The sequence below is a fragment of the Stenotrophomonas riyadhensis genome (genome assembly GCF_040256885.1).
Lineage (GTDB): Bacteria > Pseudomonadota > Gammaproteobacteria > Xanthomonadales > Xanthomonadaceae > Stenotrophomonas > Stenotrophomonas riyadhensis.
Map to the genome: position 1 here is coordinate 3546033 of NZ_CP155568.1, position 18430 is coordinate 3564462.

An 18430-nucleotide genomic window follows, 5' to 3' on the forward strand; every position below is an offset into this window, starting at 1 on the left:
TAGCCGGGGCAGCGTGAAGCTCAGCCGAGGCGACGCGCCTCGCTCACGCCGGGCAGCGCATCCAGCTTGCCCAGCAGGGTCGACAGCTGGCCGTAGTCGCTCACCTTCAGGCGCAGGCGCAGATGGGCACGGCCACTGTTGCGCACGTTGTCACTGTGGATGTCGAGCACGTAGGCGTCTTCCTGGGCGATCAGGTTGGTGATGTCCTTCAGCAGCCAGCGGCGGTCGACTGCAGTGACCACCACGTCCACCTCGTAGCCACCGCCGGCCTGGCCCCACTCCACCGGCAGGATGCGCTGCGGGCTGGTGGCTGCCAGCCGGGCCAGCGCAGCACAGTCTGCACGATGTACGGTGACACCCCGGCTACGGGTCAGGTAGCCGACGATCGGTTCGCCGGCCACCGGCTGGCAGCAACGCGCCAGCTGTACCAGCAGGTTGCCCACGCCCTGCACGGTGAACTTGGACTTGCCCAGGTTCTCGCGGCGCGCGGTCGGGCGTGGCAGGCTCGGCGCAGGTGCCGGCTGGCTGGCCGCACGCTCCGCCTCCAGCAGGGTACGGCTGACCTGGTTCGGGCCGGTATCACCCAGCGCCACCTGGATGTAGAGATCGTCGACGCTGTCGGCATGGAACTTCTTCGCCGCCACCGACAGGTCCGAATGCTGCAGGCCGAGCCGCTTCAGTTCGCGCTCAAGCAGTTCGCGGCCGGCCTGCACGTTGCGCGCGCGATCCAGCTTGTGGAACCAGCTGCGCACCTTTTCGCGCGAGCGGTTGCTGGCCAGGAAGCCGTTGGCCGGCATCAGCCAGTCGCGACGCGGGTCGGCCTCCTTGCCGGTCAGGATCTCGACGCGGTCGCCGCTGCGCAGGCGGTAGGTCAGCGGCACGATACGGCCATTGACCTTCGCACCACGGCAACGGTGGCCCACCATCGTGTGCACCTGGTAGGCGAAATCGAGCGGCGTGGCCCCCTGCGGCAGGTCCAGCACCTCGTCCTTCGGGCTCAGCGCATAGACCCGGTCCTCGGTCAGTTCGGCATCGAGCGCCCCGGCCAGTTCATTGCCCTGCCCATCCTGCGCCTGCTCCAGCAGTTGGCGCATCCAGGTGATCTTGCGGTCGAAGGACTTTTCCGCGCCCTTGCCGCCTTCCTTGTACTTCCAGTGCGCGGCCACGCCCAGCTCGGCCTGCGAATGCATCTCGTGGGTACGGATCTGCACTTCGATGGTGCGGCCTTCCGGACCGACCACGGCGGTATGCAGCGAGCGATAGTCGTTGGCCTTGGGCCGGGCGATGTAATCGTCGAACTCGCTCGGCACCGGCGCCCACAGCGCATGCACCACGCCCAGCGCGGCATAGCAGGCGGCGACATCATCGACCATCACCCGCACCGCGCGGATGTCGTACAGCTGGTCGAACGCCAGCCGCTTCTTCTGCATCTTCCGCCAGATGCTGTAGATGTGCTTCGGGCGGCCACTGACCTCGGCCTTGATGCCCTGCGCGACCAGTTCGCGCGACAGCACCTTCTTGACGTTCTCGACGTAGCGCTCGCGGGCGATGCGGGTTTCGTCGACCTCGCGGGCGATGCGCCGATAGGTCTCCGGCTCCAGGTGGCGGAACGCCAGGTCCTCCAGCTCCCATTTCAGCTGCCAGATGCCCAATCGATTGGCCAGCGGTGCATGGATGTCACGGGTCAGCTGCGCCAGCGCGCGACGCTGCTCATCGTCCAGCTTGTCGGCCGCGCGCATGCGCGCCAGCTGCCGCGCCAGCAGGATGGGCACCACGCGCAGGTCACGGATGATCGCCAGCAGCAGGCGGCGCAGGCCCTCGCTGTTGCGCCCTGCCTCACGTCCGGCATGCAGTGCCCAGACCGGGTCGGCCGCATCCTGGCCATCCAGCAGGCCGATCACTGCGGCCTTGTGGTTGCCCAGCGGCAGTTGCTCCAGGCTGGCGCGCAGGCCGGGCAGATCGAACAGCAGGGCCGCGACCACCGCGCCTTCGTCGGCCGAGAGCATCGCCAGTGCGTCGAGGGTGTCGCCCAGCACCGACCAGCTGGCGCGCATCTGATGGTCGCAGTCCGGCGCTTCCCAGTGCCCGCGCAGGGCCTGGCGCAGCGGAGCAGGCAGCACGGCTGCCGAGGGGCGGTTCAACAAGGCATCCAGGCCGGGGACGGAAGCGCGGTTCACAGCATCGAGCAGGCAAGACAGAGGCCCCTACACTAGCGCCGGCGCCGTTCAGGGACAATCACCGCGGCCACCATCACCCGGCATGAAGACATGCCGCTACACTCGCGGGCAAACCCAGGAGAGTCCCGACATGTCCTCGATCGTCCCGCGTTTCCGTCTACGGCTGCTGGCCTGTGCCGCACTGTTGCTGTCCCTGTCGGCGCCTGCGCTGGCCCAGCGCGTGGTGGAGGGTGACCTGCAGCAGCAGATGTCACCGGCCGAGTTCAAGGCGGCCGGCCTGGACAAGCTCAACGCGCAGGAACTGGCCACGCTGAACCGCTGGCTGCAGGGCAAGGTCGAAGCGGCCACCACCCAGGCGGTTGCGGCCGTACGGGAAACGGCGCGCGAGGAAGGCCGTCAGGAAGTGATCGTGAAGAACCGCGGCTTCTTCGATTTCGGCAGCAGCGAACCGATCACCGGTGTGCTGCAGGGCGAGTTCCGCGGCTTCGGCAAGGGCCGCATCTACGTGCTGGACAACGGCCAGGAATGGGAGCAGACCGACACGTCCACGACCCCTGGGGTGCGCAAGCAGTCGCCAAACGTCAGTATCAAGCCCGGAATGCTCGGTGTCTGGTACATGAAGATCGAAGGCGTGAACGTACAACCGAAGGTACGCCGTACCAAGTAACGGATTGCCTGTCCTGTGGAGCCTGGCGGATGCTCGGCTGCTTTCCGATGGAACGCGATCGTCCATCGCCAGCAGTCGAGCATCGGCTCGGCTCGGCGCTACAGGACAGGATTCACGCCTGGCGCAGTGCGGTCACCCGCTGCGCCAGCTTCTTCGCCGAGATGCCGGTGCGTGCACCCAGCTCCTGCGCGAACAGCGATACCCGCAGCTCTTCCAGGTCCCAGCGCAGGGCCTGCCACTGCGGGCGCTCGCGCAGTCCCTGCTGCTCCCCCGCTTCCAGCGCTTCCAGGAAGGGATGCAGTTCCAGCATGCGTGCCTGGTCACGTGGCGGATCACGCTTGGCGCGCTCGGTGCGCAGGATCATCGCCTTCAGATAGCGCGGGTACTGTGCCAGCGCGTCAGCCGGCGTATCGCGCAGGAAGCCGGGATGGATCAGGCCGACCAGCTGCGCTTCCATGTCGTCCAGATTGCCGCGCGCCCAGCCCATCAACGGTGCTTCCAGCATCGGCTTCAGTTCCGCCACCAGCGCCAGGATGGTCTCGGCCAGTTTCAGCCGCGACATGGCCTCGCCGAACAACGCCTTGGCCGCATGCTCACGTCGCTGTTCGAAGGCCGCCGCATCGCGGATGTCTTCCAGGCCCTCGGCCAGCACCGCGTTCATCGCCGCATCGACCAGGTCGCCACGCAGGCGCTCCTGCGACTCGATCGCCGCATACAACAGGCCGGTCTTGGCACCGACCGGCAGCTGCTTGCGCGCCTGCTTCACCTTCTCGGCCAGGGCAATCTCCAGCAGCCGGCGCACGCCCAGCGGATGGGCCTCCTGCGCCTGCTGGCGATCGGCGAAGATGCGCAGCGCCACGCTGTCGCCCTCGTCCAGCAGCGCCGGATAGGCCGGCACGCCCGCTTCACCGGGTACCTGCAGCGGAATCGGCGTGGCCGGGAACGTGCGCAGGCCATCGGCGGCCATCTCGCGCCCAGCGCGTGCAGCGAACGCATCGCCGGCACGACCACCGAATTTCGCGCGCAGTGCGTCCAGATCGCGCGAGGTCGCCAGCACCTTGCCCTGCTCGTCGCGCAGCCGCAGGTTCATGTGCAGGTGCGGTTCGATCGAACCAGGCTCGAAATCGAGCGCGGTCACCGTTGCGCCGGTCGCACGTGACAGGAAGCGCGCCAGTTCGCCGGTAATGGCATCGGCGCTGGGCTGCGGGAACGCCTCGTAGAACGCGCGGCCGAAGTCCGGTGCCGGCACGTAGTTGCGGCGCATCGCCTTGGGCAGGCTGCGGATCAGTGCCGAGGCCTTGTCGGCGACGAAACCCGGCGCCAGCCAGCCCAGTTGCACCGGGTCCAGTGCGTTGAGCAGGTGCAGCGGTACGTCCAGGGTCACGCCATCGTCGTCGGCACCCGGTTCGAAGCGGTAATGCAGCGGCAGGCGCGCCTGGCCCAGCGGCAGGTACTTCGGATAGCGCTCCTGTTCGCTGCCCTCACCCGGCAACAGATCGACCAGGGACCAGTGCAGGGTCTTGCGTTGTTCCGGCGCCAGCCCCTTCCACCAGGTGTCCAGCCCCGCCGCCGAATGGATCTGCGGCGGCACCCGGTCCAGGTACCAGCGCGCCTGCCAGTCCTCGTCGGCAACGATGCCAGCACGGCGCAGCTTGGCTTCTTCCTCGCGGGCGATCTCCAGCACTTTCTGGTTGTCGGCCACGAAGCTGGCGCGGGTGTTGATCTCACCGGTCACCAGTGCCTGGCGCACGAAGATGTCGTGCGCTTCGCCCGGCGCGATGCGGCCGTAGTGCACCGGCTTCTTCGGCGCCAGCACCAGGCCGAACAGGCTGATCTGCTCGGAGGCCAGCACCTGGCCCTGCGCGCGCGACCAGTGCGGATCGAAGTGCTTGCGCTGCAGCAGGTGCGGCAGTTCGGCGATCACCCAGTCCGGCTCGATCGCCGCCAGGGTCATGCCCCACACCTTCTGCGTATCCAGCAGGTTGGCCACCAGCAGCCACGGCGGCGGCCGCTTGGACAGCGCCGAACCCGGGAACGGCAGGAAGCGGCGCTGGCGTGGCGCCTGGAAATCGCCCTTCTCGGTGCGGTGGCCGATCTGCGTCGGCAGGCCCGCCACAAGCGCCCGATGCAGGGTCTGGTACGCAGCGGCACGCACGCGTTCGCTGAAACCGCCGCCAACCGGTGCCTGTTCCTTCTGCGCGCGCACGGGCACTGGCGCCGGGGCCGCCTCGGCCTTGCCTTCGCGGGCCAGGCGCGCGGCACGGTGCAGCTGGCCACGGGTGGCCTTCACTGCAGCGGCGTCATCGCGCGCCGGAGCCGGTGCACTGCTGCCAGCCAGCAACGGCGCCATCGAGGCCTCGTTGGCCTCTTCCTTCCAGCCCAGTTCTTCGCACAGCAGGCGCAGCTGTCGATGCAGCTCGCGCCATTCGCGCATGCGCAGGAAACCGAGGAAATGGCGACCGCACCAGTCGCGCAGCTTGGACTGGGTCAGGTCTTCGTGAGCCTGCCGATAGGCATCCCACAGGCGCAGCACGCCGACGAATTCGGACCGCCCATCGGCGAACTGCGCATGCGCGCTGTCGGCCGCGCCACGCGCTTCGGGCGGGCGCTCGCGCGGGTCCTGGATGCCCAGGAACGAGGCGATCACCAGCATCGGCCGCAGGCAGCCGGCGGCCTGCGCGGCGACCAGCATGCGCGCCAGCTTCACGTCCACCGGCAGGCGTGCCATCTGCTTGCCGATGGTGGTCATGCGCCGCTCGGCGTCGATCGCGCCCAGTTCGGTCAGCTGTTGCCAGCCATCGGCCACCGCGCGTTCGTCCGGCGCTTCCAGGAACGGGAACTCCTCGATGCGGCCCAGGCCCAGCTGCAGCATGCGCAGGATCACCCCGGCCAGGCTGGAGCGGCGGATTTCCGGATCGGTGAACTCCGGCCGCGCCTGGAAATCGGCCTCGGCATATAGGCGGTAGCAGATGCCCTCGGCGATACGGCCGCAGCGGCCCTTGCGCTGGTTGGCGCTGGCCTGCGAGATCGGCTCGATGTGCAGGCGGTCCAGCTTGTTGCGCGGGCTGTAGCGCTTGACGCGGGCAAAGCCCGGATCGACCACGTAGCGGATGCGCGGCACCGTCAGCGAGGTTTCCGCCACGTTGGTGGCCAGCACGATGCGCCGGTTCGGCCCGGGATTGAACACCCGGTCCTGGTCCTGGTTGGACAGGCGCGCGTACAGTGGCAGCACCTCGGTGTTGCGGTACTTGCGCCGTTCCAGCGACTGGTGCGCATCGCGGATCTCGCGCTCACCCGGCAGGAAGATCAGCACGTCGCCGCGCCCATCCAGGCGGGTGATCTCGTCGATGGCCGACACGATGGCGTCGTTGACGGTGCGCTCGCCCTGCTCTTCGCCCTCGCCTTCCAGCGCGCGGTAACGCACTTCCACCGGATAGGTGCGGCCTTCGACGCTGATCACCGGCGCATTGTCGAAATGCTGGGCGAAGCGTTCGGTGTCGATGGTGGCCGAAGTGACGATCAGCTTCAGGTCCGGGCGCTTGCGCAGCAGCTGCTTCAGGTAGCCCAGCAGGAAGTCGATGTTGAGGCTGCGTTCGTGCGCCTCGTCGACGATGATCGTGTCGTAGTTCGACAACCAGCGATCGCTGGCGATTTCCGCCAGCAGGATGCCGTCGGTCATGAACTTGATGCGGCTGTCTTCGCTGACCTTGTCGTTGAAGCGCACCTGGTAGCCGACCAGCTGGCCCAGTTCGCTCTGCAGTTCCTGCGCCACGCGGCTGGCCACCGCACGCGCGGCAATCCGTCGCGGCTGGGTGCAGCCGATCATGCCGGCCTGGCCACGGCCTGCGGCCAAGCACAGTTTCGGCAGCTGGGTGGTCTTGCCCGAGCCGGTTTCACCGGCGATCACCACGACCTGGTGGTCGCGGATCAACCCGATGATGGCGTCGGCTTCACGCGCAATCGGCAGCTGCGGGTCCAGAGTAATGGACGGCTGCTGCTGCGCCCGGACCTGCCGGCGCTGCACCGACGCCTGCAAGGCCTGCTCGAAGGTGGCGGCCAGCACCGCATCCTGTGGCTTGGCCTGGCAACGCGAGAGCATTCCCAGCAAACGGCCCCGGTCGCGGCTCATGGCGCCGTCGATGGCGGCACGCTGTTGGCGCAGGCGGGGCGGCGGATTTTTATCGATAGAGTTCATCAATCGGTTCGTTCAAAACTTTGAAAGCGACCAGTCATCACGACCGGTTTATTGTGAAGGCCAACGATTCCACAAGGAGGAACCCCATGGCGAAGACCAAGAGCACGACCAAGGCCAAGACCGGCAAGCAGAAGCTTGCAGCGGCGGCACCGTCGGCGCCGAACATCGATATCGGGATCACCCAGGGCGACCGCAAGAAGATCGCCGACGGTCTGTCGCGCTTCCAGGCCGATGCGTTCACGCTCTACCTGAAGACGCACAACTTCCACTGGAACGTGACCGGGTCGATGTTCAACTCGCTGCACACCATGTTCGAGACGCAGTACACCGAGCAGTGGGCGGCACTGGACGACGTGGCCGAGCGCATCCGCGCGCTGGGCTTCAATGCCCCGGGCTCCTACCGGGAATTCGCTGCGCTGACCTCGATCGCCGAGGAACCGGGCCTGACCGACAGTGCGGACTGGCGTGAAATGGTACGCCAGTTGGTGGTCGCCAACGAAGCGGTCTGCCGTACGGCACGTGAAGTGCTGGAGGTGGCGGCCAAGGGTGACGACGCGCCGACCGAGGATCTGATGACCCAGCGCCTGCAGACTCACGAGAAGTACGCCTGGATGCTGCGTTCCCTGCTGCAGTAAGGGTTGGGGGCGGCAGGGCTTGCAGCCCTGCACCCGCCGAAGCCTTCAAGCCAGAGCCAGAGCAAAAGCCAGTTTCCTGAAGGTTGGCGGGGTGGGTCCGGTTGAGGGGGACGCCGTAAACCCGTCCATGGGGGCTTGGTCGCGGCATCCATGCCGCTCACACCCCCTCAACCGGACCCACCCCGCCTTCGACAGATTTTCGCGATCTGCCAGGGCATTGCTTGGGGTCAGATCCGTTTTCCGCAGGAAAACGGATCTGACCCCATTTTGTTTGTCGATATCTGACAGATTTCATCCACGCATGGCGTGGATGGATCCACCGTCACCGGGAAACTGTCGGGGGTGGGGCGGTGTGGGCTTGCAGGACCGTTGGCGCCATGGATGGCGCCATCGAGCCCCCAAGGACGGGTTTACGGCGTGTCCTGCAAGCCCACACCGCCCCGCCCAGCCAGAAGACACCCCAGAGCCGGCTGTTGCCTTTGACGTTGCTCTGGCTTGTAGCAGGTGCAGGGCGCAGCCCTGCCGCCGCCTCCGGGAGGTAAACTAGCCGGATGCCTTCCCGTCCCGCGCACGACCTGCTCCAACGCGTCTTTGGTTACGACGATTTCCGTGGTCCGCAGCAGGACATCGTGGAGCATGTGGCTGCCGGTCATGATGCCCTGGTACTGATGCCCACCGGCGGTGGCAAGTCGCTGTGCTACCAGGTCCCGGCCCTGCTGCGTGACGGATGTGGCATCGTCATCTCGCCGCTGATCGCGCTCATGCAGGACCAGGTCGAGGCCCTGCGCCAGCTCGGCGTGCGTGCCGAGTACCTGAACTCGACCCTGGACGCCGAGACCGCTGGCCGCGTCGAGCGCGAACTGCTCGCGGGCGAGCTGGACATGCTCTATGTCGCCCCCGAGCGCCTGCTGACCGGCCGCTTCCTGTCGCTGCTGTCGCGCAGCCAGATCGCCCTGTTCGCCATCGATGAAGCACACTGCGTGTCGCAGTGGGGCCATGATTTCCGCCCCGAGTACCGCCAGCTGACCGTGCTGCACGAGCGTTGGCCACAGATCCCGCGGATCGCGCTGACCGCCACCGCCGATCCGCCGACCCAGCGCGAGATCGCCGAGCGCCTCGATCTGCAGGAAGCACGCCACTTCGTCAGCTCCTTCGACCGCCCCAACATCCGCTACACCGTGGTGCAGAAGGACAACGCCCGCAAGCAGCTGACCGATTTCCTGCGCGGCCACCGTGGCGAGGCCGGCATCGTCTACTGCATGTCGCGGCGCAAGGTCGAAGAGACCGCCGAATTCCTCTGCGGCCAGGGCTTCAACGCCCTGCCCTACCATGCCGGCCTGCCACCGGAAGTACGCGCCAGCAACCAGCGCCGCTTCCTGCGCGAGGACGGCATCGTGATGTGCGCCACCATCGCCTTCGGCATGGGCATCGACAAGCCGGACGTGCGCTTCGTCGCGCATACCGACCTGCCCAAGTCGATGGAAGGCTACTACCAGGAAACCGGTCGCGCCGGCCGCGATGGCGAGGCCGCCGAGGCCTGGCTGTGCTACGGCCTGGGCGACGTGGTGCTGCTCAAGCAGATGATCGAGCAGTCCGAAGCCGGCGAAGAGCGCAAGCAGCTGGAGCGGTCCAAGCTGGACCACCTGCTGGGCTACTGCGAGTCGATGCAGTGCCGTCGCCAGGTGCTGCTGGCCGGTTTCGGCGAGACCTATCCCCAGCCCTGCGGCAACTGCGACAACTGCCTGACGCCGCCGGCCTCGTGGGACGCGACCATTCCGGCGCAGAAGGCGCTGAGCTGCGTCTACCGCAGTGGCCAGCGTTTCGGCGTCGGCCACCTGATCGACGTCCTGCGCGGCAGCGAGAACGAGAAGGTCAAGCAGCAGGGCCACGACAAGCTCAGCACCTACGCGATCGGCCGCGACCTCGACGCGCGCACCTGGCGCAGCGTGTTCCGCCAGCTGGTTGCCGCCAGCCTGCTGGAAGTGGACAGCGAGGGCCACGGTGGCCTGCGCCTGACCGACGCCAGCCGCGACGTGCTGACCGGCCGCCGCCAGATCAGCATGCGCCGCGATCCGGCCAGCAGCACCAGCGGCCGCGAGCGCAGCGCGCAGCGCACCGGCCTGTCGGTGCTGCCGCAGGATCTGGCGCTGTTCAACGCGCTGCGCGGCCTGCGTGCCGAACTGGCCCGCGAACAGAACGTGCCGGCCTTCGTGATCTTCCACGACAGCACCCTGCGCAACATCGCCGAACAGCGCCCGACGAGCCTGGACGAACTGGCCCGGGTCGGCGGCATCGGCGGCACCAAGCTGAGCCGCTACGGCCCGCGCCTGGTCGAGATCGTGCGCGAAGAAGGGTAGCGGCGGGCCATGCCCGGCGGCCCGTGGATCGGCCGCGCTTCGCGCTCGCTTGGCATGACCCGGCGCTACTCCTACGCTGCTGCCCTTGTAGAGCCGAGCCCACGCTCGGCTGCTTCTGCGGGGACGACAGCCGAGCATGGGCTCGGCTCTACATACATTGGTGCTGCTCCAACCTTGAACCGGCCATTCAGCCGGAAGTGCATCCGCGCTCGCTTGCAGCTAGATTAGCGCCATGTCCCTGGCCTCGACTCTGCTCCGTGTCGTGCTCATGCTCAGCCTGTTGCTCAACGGGTTGAACGCGGCCATGGCCAGCGGTCACGAGGAAATGGGCCGGATGGCCCACGCCGCAGCCACTGCTGTTGATGGCGACACTGCCGACTGCCACCACCACGCGGGTATGCAGGCCGACGAGGCCCCGCAGGCCAAGGCGCCCGCCCACGACGCCCACTGCCAGATCAAGGACTGCGTGCGCAGTTGTGCCCAGCACCCGCTGCTGATGGTACTGCCGCTGCCGGTCATGGCCGGCCCGGCGCTGTCGCTGGCCCCGCAGCCGATGCCGGCCACTGGCCGTCCGGCGCCGCCGCTGCCGCCGATCTCGCGTCCTCCCATCGGCTGATTCCACACGCACCGTGCGCCCTGCGCACCGTAGCCGGCCGCCTGCCGGCGTCTTTACGTGTCTGGAGTCACCACCATGAATACCCGCATTCCCCCCGGTCCGGGCGCTGTGCCCATGCCGTCGCGCCGCCTGTTCGTGCAGGGCCTGGCCGCCGGCGGCGTGGTTGCCGGCATCGCCGCTGTCGGCGTTCCGCAGCGCGCGCTCGCCGCCGCCACGGCCGCCCCACGGCTGGCCGGCGCCCCCGCCGTGCTCAGCGACACCCGCATCGAACTGGCCATCGGCGAATCGCTGGCCAACTTCACCGGCCGCACCCGCCCGGCGATCACCGTCAACGGCTCGCTGCCGGCACCGATCCTGCGCTGGCGCGAAGGCCAGACTGTGGACCTGTTCGTGCGCAACACGCTGGAACGCCATCCGACCTCGATCCACTGGCACGGCATCCTGCTGCCAGCCAACATGGACGGCGTGCCCGGCCTGAGCTTCAACGGCATCGGCCCCGGTGAGACCTATCACTACCACTTCGAGCTGAAGCAGTCGGGCACCTACTGGTACCACAGCCACTCGATGTTCCAGGAGCAGGCCGGCCTGTACGGTGCACTGATCATCGACCCCGCCGAGCCGGCGCCGTACCGGCACGACCGCGAGCACGTGATCATGCTGTCCGACTGGACCGACATGGACCCGGGCGCGCTGTTCCGCCGCATGAAGAAGCTGGCGGCGTACGACAACTACTACATGCGCACGCTGCCGGATTTCCTGCGCGACGTGAAGCGCGACGGCTGGTCGGCGGCGCTGTCTGACCGCGGCATGTGGGGACGGATGCGGATGACGCCGACCGACCTGTCCGACGTCAACGCCAACACCTACACCTACCTGATGAACGGCACCGCCCCGGCGGGCAACTGGACCGGGCTGTTCCGCAGTGGCGAGAAGGTGCTGCTGCGCTTCATCAATGGCGGGTCGATGACCTACTTCGACGTGCGCATTCCTGGTTTGAAGATGACCGTGGTCGCCGCCGATGGCCAGTACATCCACCCGGTGAGCATCGATGAGTTCCGCATCGCCCCGGCCGAAACCTACGATGTGATCGTCGAACCGAGCGGCCAGGATGCCTACACGATCTTCTGCCAGGACATGGGCCGCACCGGCTACGCCGCCGGCACGCTGGCGGTTCGCCACGGCCTGCAGGCGCCGATTCCCGAGCGCGACCCACGCGTGCTGCTGACCATGGCCGACATGGGCCATGGCATGTCGGGCCATGACATGGGCGGTGGTGGCCACGGCGGCCACGACATGGCCGCGATGAAGGGCATGGAAGGCGGCTGCGGCGCCAGCATGGGCCACGGGGCACAGGCTGGCGCCGATACCGCCAGCAAGGCACCGAAGCACCCGGCCAGCGAGCGCAACAACCCGCTGGTGGACATGCAGAGTTCGGCTACCGAACCAAAGCTGGACGACCCCGGCATCGGCCTGCGCGACAACGGCCGCCAGGTACTAACCTACGGCGCGATGCGCAGCCTGTTCGAAGACCCGGATGGCCGCGAGCCGAGCCGCGAGATCGAGCTGCACCTGACCGGACACATGGAGAAGTTCTCCTGGTCGTTCGATGGCATTCCGTTTGCCAGCGCCGAACCGCTGCGGCTGAACTACGGCGAGCGCATGCGCATCGTGCTGGTCAACGACACCATGATGCAGCACCCGATCCACCTGCACGGCGTGTGGAGCGATCTGGAAAACGCGCAGGGCGAGTTCCAGCTGCGCAAGCACACCATCGACATGCCACCCGGCACCCGCCGCAGCTACCGCGTGCGCGCCGATGCGCTCGGCCGCTGGGCCTACCACTGCCATCTGCTGTACCACATGGAAGCGGGCATGATGCGCGAAGTGAGGATCGAAGAATGAGCCGCTCACTGCTTTCCCCCAGCCTGCTGGCCCTGGGCCTGGCCGCCGCATTGCCGGTGTTCGCGCAGTCGCACGCTGGTCATGACATGGCCGCGATGGATCCGCCGGCGAAGACCGTGAAGGCACCGGTCGAACCTGTCGATCATTCGAAGATGGACCATTCCAGGATGGATCATGCGGCGATGGGTCACGGCGCGCCCGCGCCCACCGAACCGCGCGAGCCGATCCCGGTCCCGACCGATGCTGACCGTGCCGCTGCCTTCCCGCCCATCGCCCACGGTGCGATGGAGCATGCGCCAGAGATCAACAGCCTGCTGCTGATCGACCGGCTTGAGCATTGGGACGGCAAGAGCAGCAACGGCCAGGCCTGGGAGGCCACTGGCTGGATCGGCGGCAACATCAACCGCCTGTGGCTGCGCACCGATGGCGAACGCAGTCGTGGCCGCACCGAATCGTCGTCACTGGAAGCGCTGTATGGCCGCAGCGTGTCGCCGTGGTGGGACGTGCTGGTCGGCGTGCGCCAGGACTTCCGCCCGGCCGACTCGCGCACCTGGGCAGCGGTCGGCATCCAGGGCCTGGCGCCGTACAAGTTCGAAAGCTCGGCCACGCTGTACATGGGCTCCGGCGGCCAGGTGCTGGCCAAGGCCGAGGTCGAGTACGACGTGCTGCTGACCAACCGCCTGATTCTGCAGCCGCTGCTGGAAGCCACCGTCGCGGCCAAGGATGAACCGGAGTACGGCATCGGTCGCGGACTGAACAAGGTGGAGGCCGGTCTGCGCCTGCGCTATGAGTTCAGCCGCCGCTTCGCGCCGTACATCGGCATCAGCCACGAACGCACGTTTGGCGACACCGCCGACTACGCCGGTGACCACGCGCGCGACACACGCTGGGTGGCCGGCGTGCGCATGTGGTTCTGAGCAGCGGTTCGTGAGCAATGGCCAGCCCCGGCAGTCGCCGGGGCCGGCTACACTGCGCCACGCTCCATTGCAGGCCCCGCCATGTCGTTGCAGATCCGCCGCGCCACCCTTGCCGATGTCGACGCCCTGTCGGCGATCGCCATCACCACCTACAACGAAACCTGGGGCGACTCGTATCCGCCGCAGGAGCTGCACGATTTCCTGCAGGACCACTACAGCAGCAAGCCGCAGCGCATCGAACTGTCCGATCCACGCAGTGCCATCTGGCTGTTGATGGACGGTGAGTCGGTGGTCGGCTATCTGGCCGCCGGTGCCAACACCCTGCCGCATGCCGAGTCACGCGAGGGCGACATCGAACTGAAGCGGTTCTACATCCTGGCCACACACCAGAACGGCGGCCACGGTGCACGCCTGATGGACGCGTTCATGGCGTGGCTGGACCAACCGCAGCGCCGCACCCTGTGGGTGGGCGTGTGGGAAGAAAATTTCGGCGCACAGCGCTTCTATGCGCGTTACGGCTGCAACAAGGTCGGCGAGTACGACTTCATCGTCGGCGACACCCACGACCGCGAGTTCATCCTGCGGCGGACGTGATCACGCGCCCCCTGTAGAGTCGAGCCATGCTCGACTATTGGCGGCAACAGCCAGTCGAGCATGGCTCGACTCCACAAAGCGCGAAGCGCCTAGAAGTCGAACAGCTCCGACAGGAAGCTGTCCTTCTTCTTTTTCTTGTATCCGTGGCCCCGATTGTCCTCGTAGCGCTGGCCCAAGTGGCGGGTATCACGGTGCATCACCGGCGGCGGAGAGGATGCCGGATGCTGCTGTACAGGCGCGGGCGGCGGCACGGCCGCACCGGCGCCGGCGCGCTCGATGATCTTGTCCAGTTCACCACGATCCAGCCACACGCCCCGACAGCCGGGGCAATAGTCGATCTCGATGCCATGGCGTTCGGCCATCTGCAGGGTCTGGGTCTTGCACACGGGGCACAGCATCGGCATTGCTCCTGTCGGTCCTGCATCGACTGTACCTGTGCGGTGATGACTGTGCGGCAACGCATGACCGATGGCACAGGGACTTCCGACGCACGCCGATGCGGCGGCAGTCGCACACACTGGGCCCCTGTTCCGCAGGGAGTGCGTACATGACCGCGTTGTCCCGCCTGCCCACCACCGCGCGCCTGCTGCTGGTCCTGCTGGGCGTTGGCCTGGGCCTGAACCTGCGCGATATCGCCGCGGCCGCAGGGACTCCGATTCCTGCCCTGCCCATGCCCTACGGCGGCAGCCTGCTGGACAATGCGCTGGCGGTGCTGGCGGCACTACTGTTGGCCGCGCTGCTGCGGCCCCGTGGCATGGGTCTGTCGGCCAGCCTCGGGCTGCGCGGAAATGGCTGGGGAGGCCCGATGTGGGTGCTGTTGGCCAGCCTGCCGTGCTGGCTGGGCCTGGCGCTGCTCGGTACCCCGAACACGGCGTTGACCACGCTGGATGCCACGATGCTGGGCGTGCTGTTCCCGCTGGCCGAGGAAGTGCTGTTCCGCGGCCTGGGCTTCGTGCTGCTGGTGAAGATCGTGCGTGGTCCGTGGCCGCTGCTCGCGCTGCCGCAGGCATTGCTGTTCGGCATGGTGCACTGGCTCGGCTTCGGCGGCTTCAACGGTGGCGGCATCGCGCTGTTCATTGGCGCGGTAATCGCCCTGGGCGGCTTCATCTTCGCCTGGCTGGACCATCTGGATGGCGACACCCTCTGGTGTGGCCTGGTCCTGCACGTGTCGATGAACCTGGCCTGGAATGTGTTCAGCCTTGATGACGCCGTCGCGCTCGGCTGGCAGGCCACCAGCCTGCGCATCGGCACGGCCCTGCTGGCGGTGCTGGTGCTGGCCTGGCACGTGCGCCGCCAGCGGCGCGGGCGGCTGTAACGCCCACTTAGCTTGCCGTGCACGCCGGGCTCACTACCGGCTTGCGCATACTTGCGCGCCTTTCGCTCCCCCTGTTGTCCGGAGTTGCCGCGTCATGTTGCTGTCCAAGCGCTTTGTGGAACCGCGCGTCCTGCTGATCGAGGACGCCGAGGAAACCCAGGAACTCAGTCGCCTCGCCCTGGAAAGCCAGGCCTGCCAGGTCACCGCTGTCAGCAGCGCCGAGGCCGCACTGGGCCTGCTCAACGCCGGCGAACCATTCGACCTGCTGTTCACCGACGTCTGCCTGGGCGGCATCAGCGGCATCGAAACCGCCAACCGCGTGCGCGAGCACCTGCCGCAGCTGCCGATCCTGGTCACCTCCGGCATGGACCAGCACCGCGTGCTGCCGCAGCTGCGCGCCGGCATCCACTTCCTGCCCAAGCCGTACAGCATGAGCGAACTGCTCGATGCCATCCGCCTGTGTTTCCGCCATGCAGCGGATGCCACGTTGATACCGCCGCCGCAGGCCAGCGCGGCCTGAGGCAATCATCCACGCCATGCGTGGATGCAACCGGTCGTCAACCGCTGCTGTACGGCCCGGTACCCGGGAACACCTTCAACAACGCGCGGGTGATCATGTCCGGGTAGACCGTGAAGTGGTCCTCGTCATCGATCACCATGTTCTCCACTTTCAACGAATGCCCGCTGGCGCGTAGCTGCTCGGCGAATTCGGCGTTGTGGCGCAGCATGTCGTTGCGGGTGAAGTAGCGCGGTTCGGGCTTGACCGTCTCGAAGCTGCCGACTGACAGCACCACCGTGGTCGGCTGCGCAGGCGCCTTGGCCTCGGCCTGCAGGCGCGGCACAAAGTGGTTGTCGAACCACAGCGACGGGCTGGACAGGATGTAGGTCCGGAACATGTCCGGACGCGTGGTCAGCACGTAGGCACCGAACAGGCCGCCATAGGAATGGCCGGCATAGGCGCGTCGCGCCGGATCGGTGCGGTAGCGCGCATCGATCATCGGCAACACGCGTTCGGCGAGGAAATCGCGGTAGTGTGCGGCGCCGCCATAGCTGACGTCATCGCTGTAGTCACGCGGATCGGTGCGCGCCGGATTGCTGGGGGTGTAATCACGCGAGCGGCTCTGCTTCGACGTCAGCCCCTCCTGCGGCGGCAAACCGACCAGGATGAAATCCTCGATGTTGACGCCCTTCTGCCCGACCATGTTGCGCACGCTGCGCACCAAGGGGAAGCTGTACAGCGCATCGGTCACGTACAGCACCGGATAGTGCTTTTCAGGGTGCGCGGCATAGTCGGCCGGCAGCGCCACCCAGATCGGATAGTCGCGGCCCATGGGGTCATGTATGCGCAACGCTTCCGTATCCGGCAGCACCACGCCTGGCGCAGCGGCTGCCGCGCTCTCCTTCGCTTCACTCTGCGCTGCCGGCGGCGCCACCGACATCGCACAGCCACTCACGGCCAGGCAGGCCGCCACACTCCATCCACGCACACGCTGCATCCACACGCTCCCGTTGCGGGCGGCGCACCGGATGGCACCGCTGCCGCATCCTTGCATGGCATGCGACACGGTGCCAGTGCGGTCAGGGCGAGGCCGGGGACGGCGCCGGGAAGAGCGTGCGCAGCGCCTGCAATGCGGCCGGATGATAGATCGTCGCGTGGGTTTCCTCCGGCAGTGGCAGGTACTTCACCAGCGGAGATGGCGATGACTGCTGCAGCAACTCGGCCAGTCGTGCAGTGGATGCGGCCAGCTCCGGCTGCCCACTGCTGGCCAGGAACACGCGCGGCTGCGCACGCGTCACCGCCGGCAGCTGCTTGGCCGCCCCGGCCAGCATTGCACCACGGTTCCACCACAGGCTGGGGTCCAGCGCGATGTAGCTGTTGAACAGTGTTGGCTCCTGCAGCAGCGTCTCGACCACGAACAGGCCGGCCAGCGATTCACCGATCAGCGCGCGCTCGTCGGTGGTCGGGTAGCGCTGGCGTACCTGTGGCATCAGTTCATCGCGCAGGAACGCGCGGTAGGCCGCCGATCCCCCAATGCGGGGCGCGATCTTCTGGTCCTGCGGGTCCTTGCTGGGGCCAGTCATGTCGCGGCGGCGTTCGGTGTTCTCGATGCCAACCAGCAGGAACGGACGCATGCTGCCGTTGCCGCTCAGCACCTGCACCAGCCCGGCCACATGCAGGAAGTCTTCACCGATGCCGCCGTCGGGCATGTACAACACCGGCAACGGCGCCTTCGGGTCCAGGCCCCATGGCTGCGGGCGATAGACATTGATGCGACGGGTTTCGCCAAGCACCTTCGACTCAATGGTGAAGGTCTCGCCGATCACCAGGGGTGTGGCGGCAGCGGGCGACGTGGTTTCGGCGGCCATCAGCGGTGCGGCGGAGACGACGGACAACAACAGCGACAGCACGATCAGACGCATGGGACGGCCCATCCTGGGAAAGTGCCGAGCATAGCGTCAGGGCCTCGAGCCGGGTGGGTCGCACTGCAATGCGATGGATTCACGCGAAGGCACATCCCTGCCGAACGCTCGATTCTGGTCCATGCGTGCTGGAACCATGATGCGCCCGCCGAGCGACGACGGGCCAGGATGGCGCTATGCTCGAAGCTGACAGCCCCAGCCGCCCTAGCCGACCACTACAAGGAGGTTTCGATGTTGAGTGCATTGATTGCTGTTGCCCTTGCCGCAGGCTCACCGCAACCCACAGGGAGCCAATCCACATCTGCGTCGTATGCGGACTGCCTGCTGGGTCATATCCAGCCGGGGTTGTCCGATCACGCGGTGCAGCTGGTGCAACAGGCCTGTGCCTCGAAGTATCCGGAGAGCTTCGTCGCATCGATGGAACTGGAGCGCAGGATGAGTGCACAGCGCCGGGCCGATTTCGAGGCGGAACGCGTCGCGATCGAGCGCTCTGCGAATGCCGCAGCAACGGCTGCACAGGAGGCTGCTGACGCAGCAGCCGCAACGGCAAAGGGAGCGCGGACGAAGTAGGAGCCCGGCACCGGGAGCAACAAAAAAGGCACCGCTTGGCGGTGCCTTTCTGAATGACCTGGGT

General features: G+C 67.2%; 15 protein-coding genes. 10 read left to right on the forward strand and 5 right to left on the reverse strand.

Annotated elements, in window-relative coordinates; all coding sequences use genetic code 11:
* Positions 1–20 precede the first annotated feature (20 nt).
* Entirely contained in the window at positions 21–2177 is a 2157-nt protein-coding gene (locus SriyCCGPB3_RS16485; RefSeq protein WP_248858109.1) for a RelA/SpoT family protein, read from the reverse strand.
* 130 nt (positions 2178–2307) lie between these two features.
* On the opposite strand from SriyCCGPB3_RS16485, the gene SriyCCGPB3_RS16490 reads away from it, so the two are divergent.
* On the forward strand, positions 2308–2844 hold the full coding sequence (locus tag SriyCCGPB3_RS16490; protein ID WP_153855721.1) for a hypothetical protein: 537 nt from the start codon (positions 2308–2310) through the stop codon (positions 2842–2844).
* A 112-nt stretch (positions 2845–2956) separates the two neighbouring features.
* On the opposite strand, the gene hrpA is transcribed toward SriyCCGPB3_RS16490, so the two are convergent.
* On the reverse strand, positions 2957–7039 hold the full coding sequence (hrpA, locus tag SriyCCGPB3_RS16495; RefSeq protein WP_350259507.1) for an ATP-dependent RNA helicase HrpA: 4083 nt from the start codon (positions 7037–7039) through the stop codon (positions 2957–2959).
* Positions 7040–7125: 86 nt separating this feature from the next.
* On the opposite strand from hrpA, the gene SriyCCGPB3_RS16500 reads away from it, so the two are divergent.
* The 6 genes from SriyCCGPB3_RS16500 (at position 7126) to SriyCCGPB3_RS16525 (ending at position 14060) form a co-directional block, all read left to right on the forward strand.
* Complete coding sequence (locus tag SriyCCGPB3_RS16500; protein WP_005410730.1) at positions 7126–7674, forward strand: Dps family protein; 549 nt, start codon at positions 7126–7128, stop codon at positions 7672–7674.
* 551 nt (positions 7675–8225) lie between these two features.
* Positions 8226–10031 carry a DNA helicase RecQ gene (gene recQ / locus SriyCCGPB3_RS16505; protein ID WP_153855719.1) on the forward strand — a complete coding sequence of 602 codons (1806 nt, stop codon included), beginning with the start codon at positions 8226–8228 and terminating at the stop codon, positions 10029–10031.
* A 232-nt stretch (positions 10032–10263) separates the two neighbouring features.
* The gene (locus SriyCCGPB3_RS16510; RefSeq protein ID WP_153855718.1) at positions 10264–10647 is read left to right on the forward strand and encodes a CopL family metal-binding regulatory protein; all 384 of its coding nucleotides are present in this window, start codon (positions 10264–10266) and stop codon (positions 10645–10647) included.
* 75 nt (positions 10648–10722) lie between these two features.
* Positions 10723–12549, forward strand: a complete 1827-nt coding sequence (locus tag SriyCCGPB3_RS16515; RefSeq protein ID WP_164162465.1) for a copper resistance system multicopper oxidase — start codon at positions 10723–10725, stop codon at positions 12547–12549.
* The gene (locus SriyCCGPB3_RS16520; protein WP_350259508.1) at positions 12546–13466 is read left to right on the forward strand and encodes a copper resistance protein B; all 921 of its coding nucleotides are present in this window, start codon (positions 12546–12548) and stop codon (positions 13464–13466) included. The genes SriyCCGPB3_RS16515 and SriyCCGPB3_RS16520 overlap by 4 nt, the downstream gene beginning before the upstream one ends.
* A gap of 81 nt (positions 13467–13547) precedes the next feature.
* Positions 13548–14060, forward strand: a complete 513-nt coding sequence (locus SriyCCGPB3_RS16525; RefSeq protein WP_153855715.1) for a GNAT family N-acetyltransferase — start codon at positions 13548–13550, stop codon at positions 14058–14060.
* Positions 14061–14149: 89 nt separating this feature from the next.
* Here SriyCCGPB3_RS16525 and SriyCCGPB3_RS16530 read toward each other — a convergent pair whose 3' ends face one another.
* Entirely contained in the window at positions 14150–14458 is a 309-nt protein-coding gene (locus SriyCCGPB3_RS16530) for a zf-TFIIB domain-containing protein (protein ID WP_132810656.1), read from the reverse strand.
* A 149-nt stretch (positions 14459–14607) separates the two neighbouring features.
* On the opposite strand from SriyCCGPB3_RS16530, the gene SriyCCGPB3_RS16535 reads away from it, so the two are divergent.
* Positions 14608–15375: a CPBP family glutamic-type intramembrane protease gene (locus SriyCCGPB3_RS16535; RefSeq protein ID WP_153855714.1), complete on the forward strand. Its 768-nt coding sequence runs from the start codon at positions 14608–14610 to the stop codon at positions 15373–15375.
* Between the two features lie 94 nt (positions 15376–15469).
* The gene (locus tag SriyCCGPB3_RS16540) at positions 15470–15895 is read left to right on the forward strand and encodes a response regulator (protein ID WP_049400506.1); all 426 of its coding nucleotides are present in this window, start codon (positions 15470–15472) and stop codon (positions 15893–15895) included.
* A gap of 37 nt (positions 15896–15932) precedes the next feature.
* Here SriyCCGPB3_RS16540 and SriyCCGPB3_RS16545 read toward each other — a convergent pair whose 3' ends face one another.
* Both SriyCCGPB3_RS16545 and SriyCCGPB3_RS16550 read right to left on the reverse strand, forming a co-directional pair.
* Positions 15933–16871, reverse strand: coding sequence for an alpha/beta hydrolase (locus SriyCCGPB3_RS16545; RefSeq protein WP_153855713.1), 939 nt, complete (start codon positions 16869–16871; stop codon positions 15933–15935).
* Between the two features lie 82 nt (positions 16872–16953).
* Entirely contained in the window at positions 16954–17796 is an 843-nt protein-coding gene (locus tag SriyCCGPB3_RS16550) for an alpha/beta hydrolase (RefSeq protein WP_153855712.1), read from the reverse strand.
* A 231-nt stretch (positions 17797–18027) separates the two neighbouring features.
* On the opposite strand from SriyCCGPB3_RS16550, the gene SriyCCGPB3_RS16555 reads away from it, so the two are divergent.
* Positions 18028–18366 carry a hypothetical protein gene (locus SriyCCGPB3_RS16555; protein WP_153855711.1) on the forward strand — a complete coding sequence of 113 codons (339 nt, stop codon included), beginning with the start codon at positions 18028–18030 and terminating at the stop codon, positions 18364–18366.
* Positions 18367–18430: the final 64 nt, after the last annotated feature.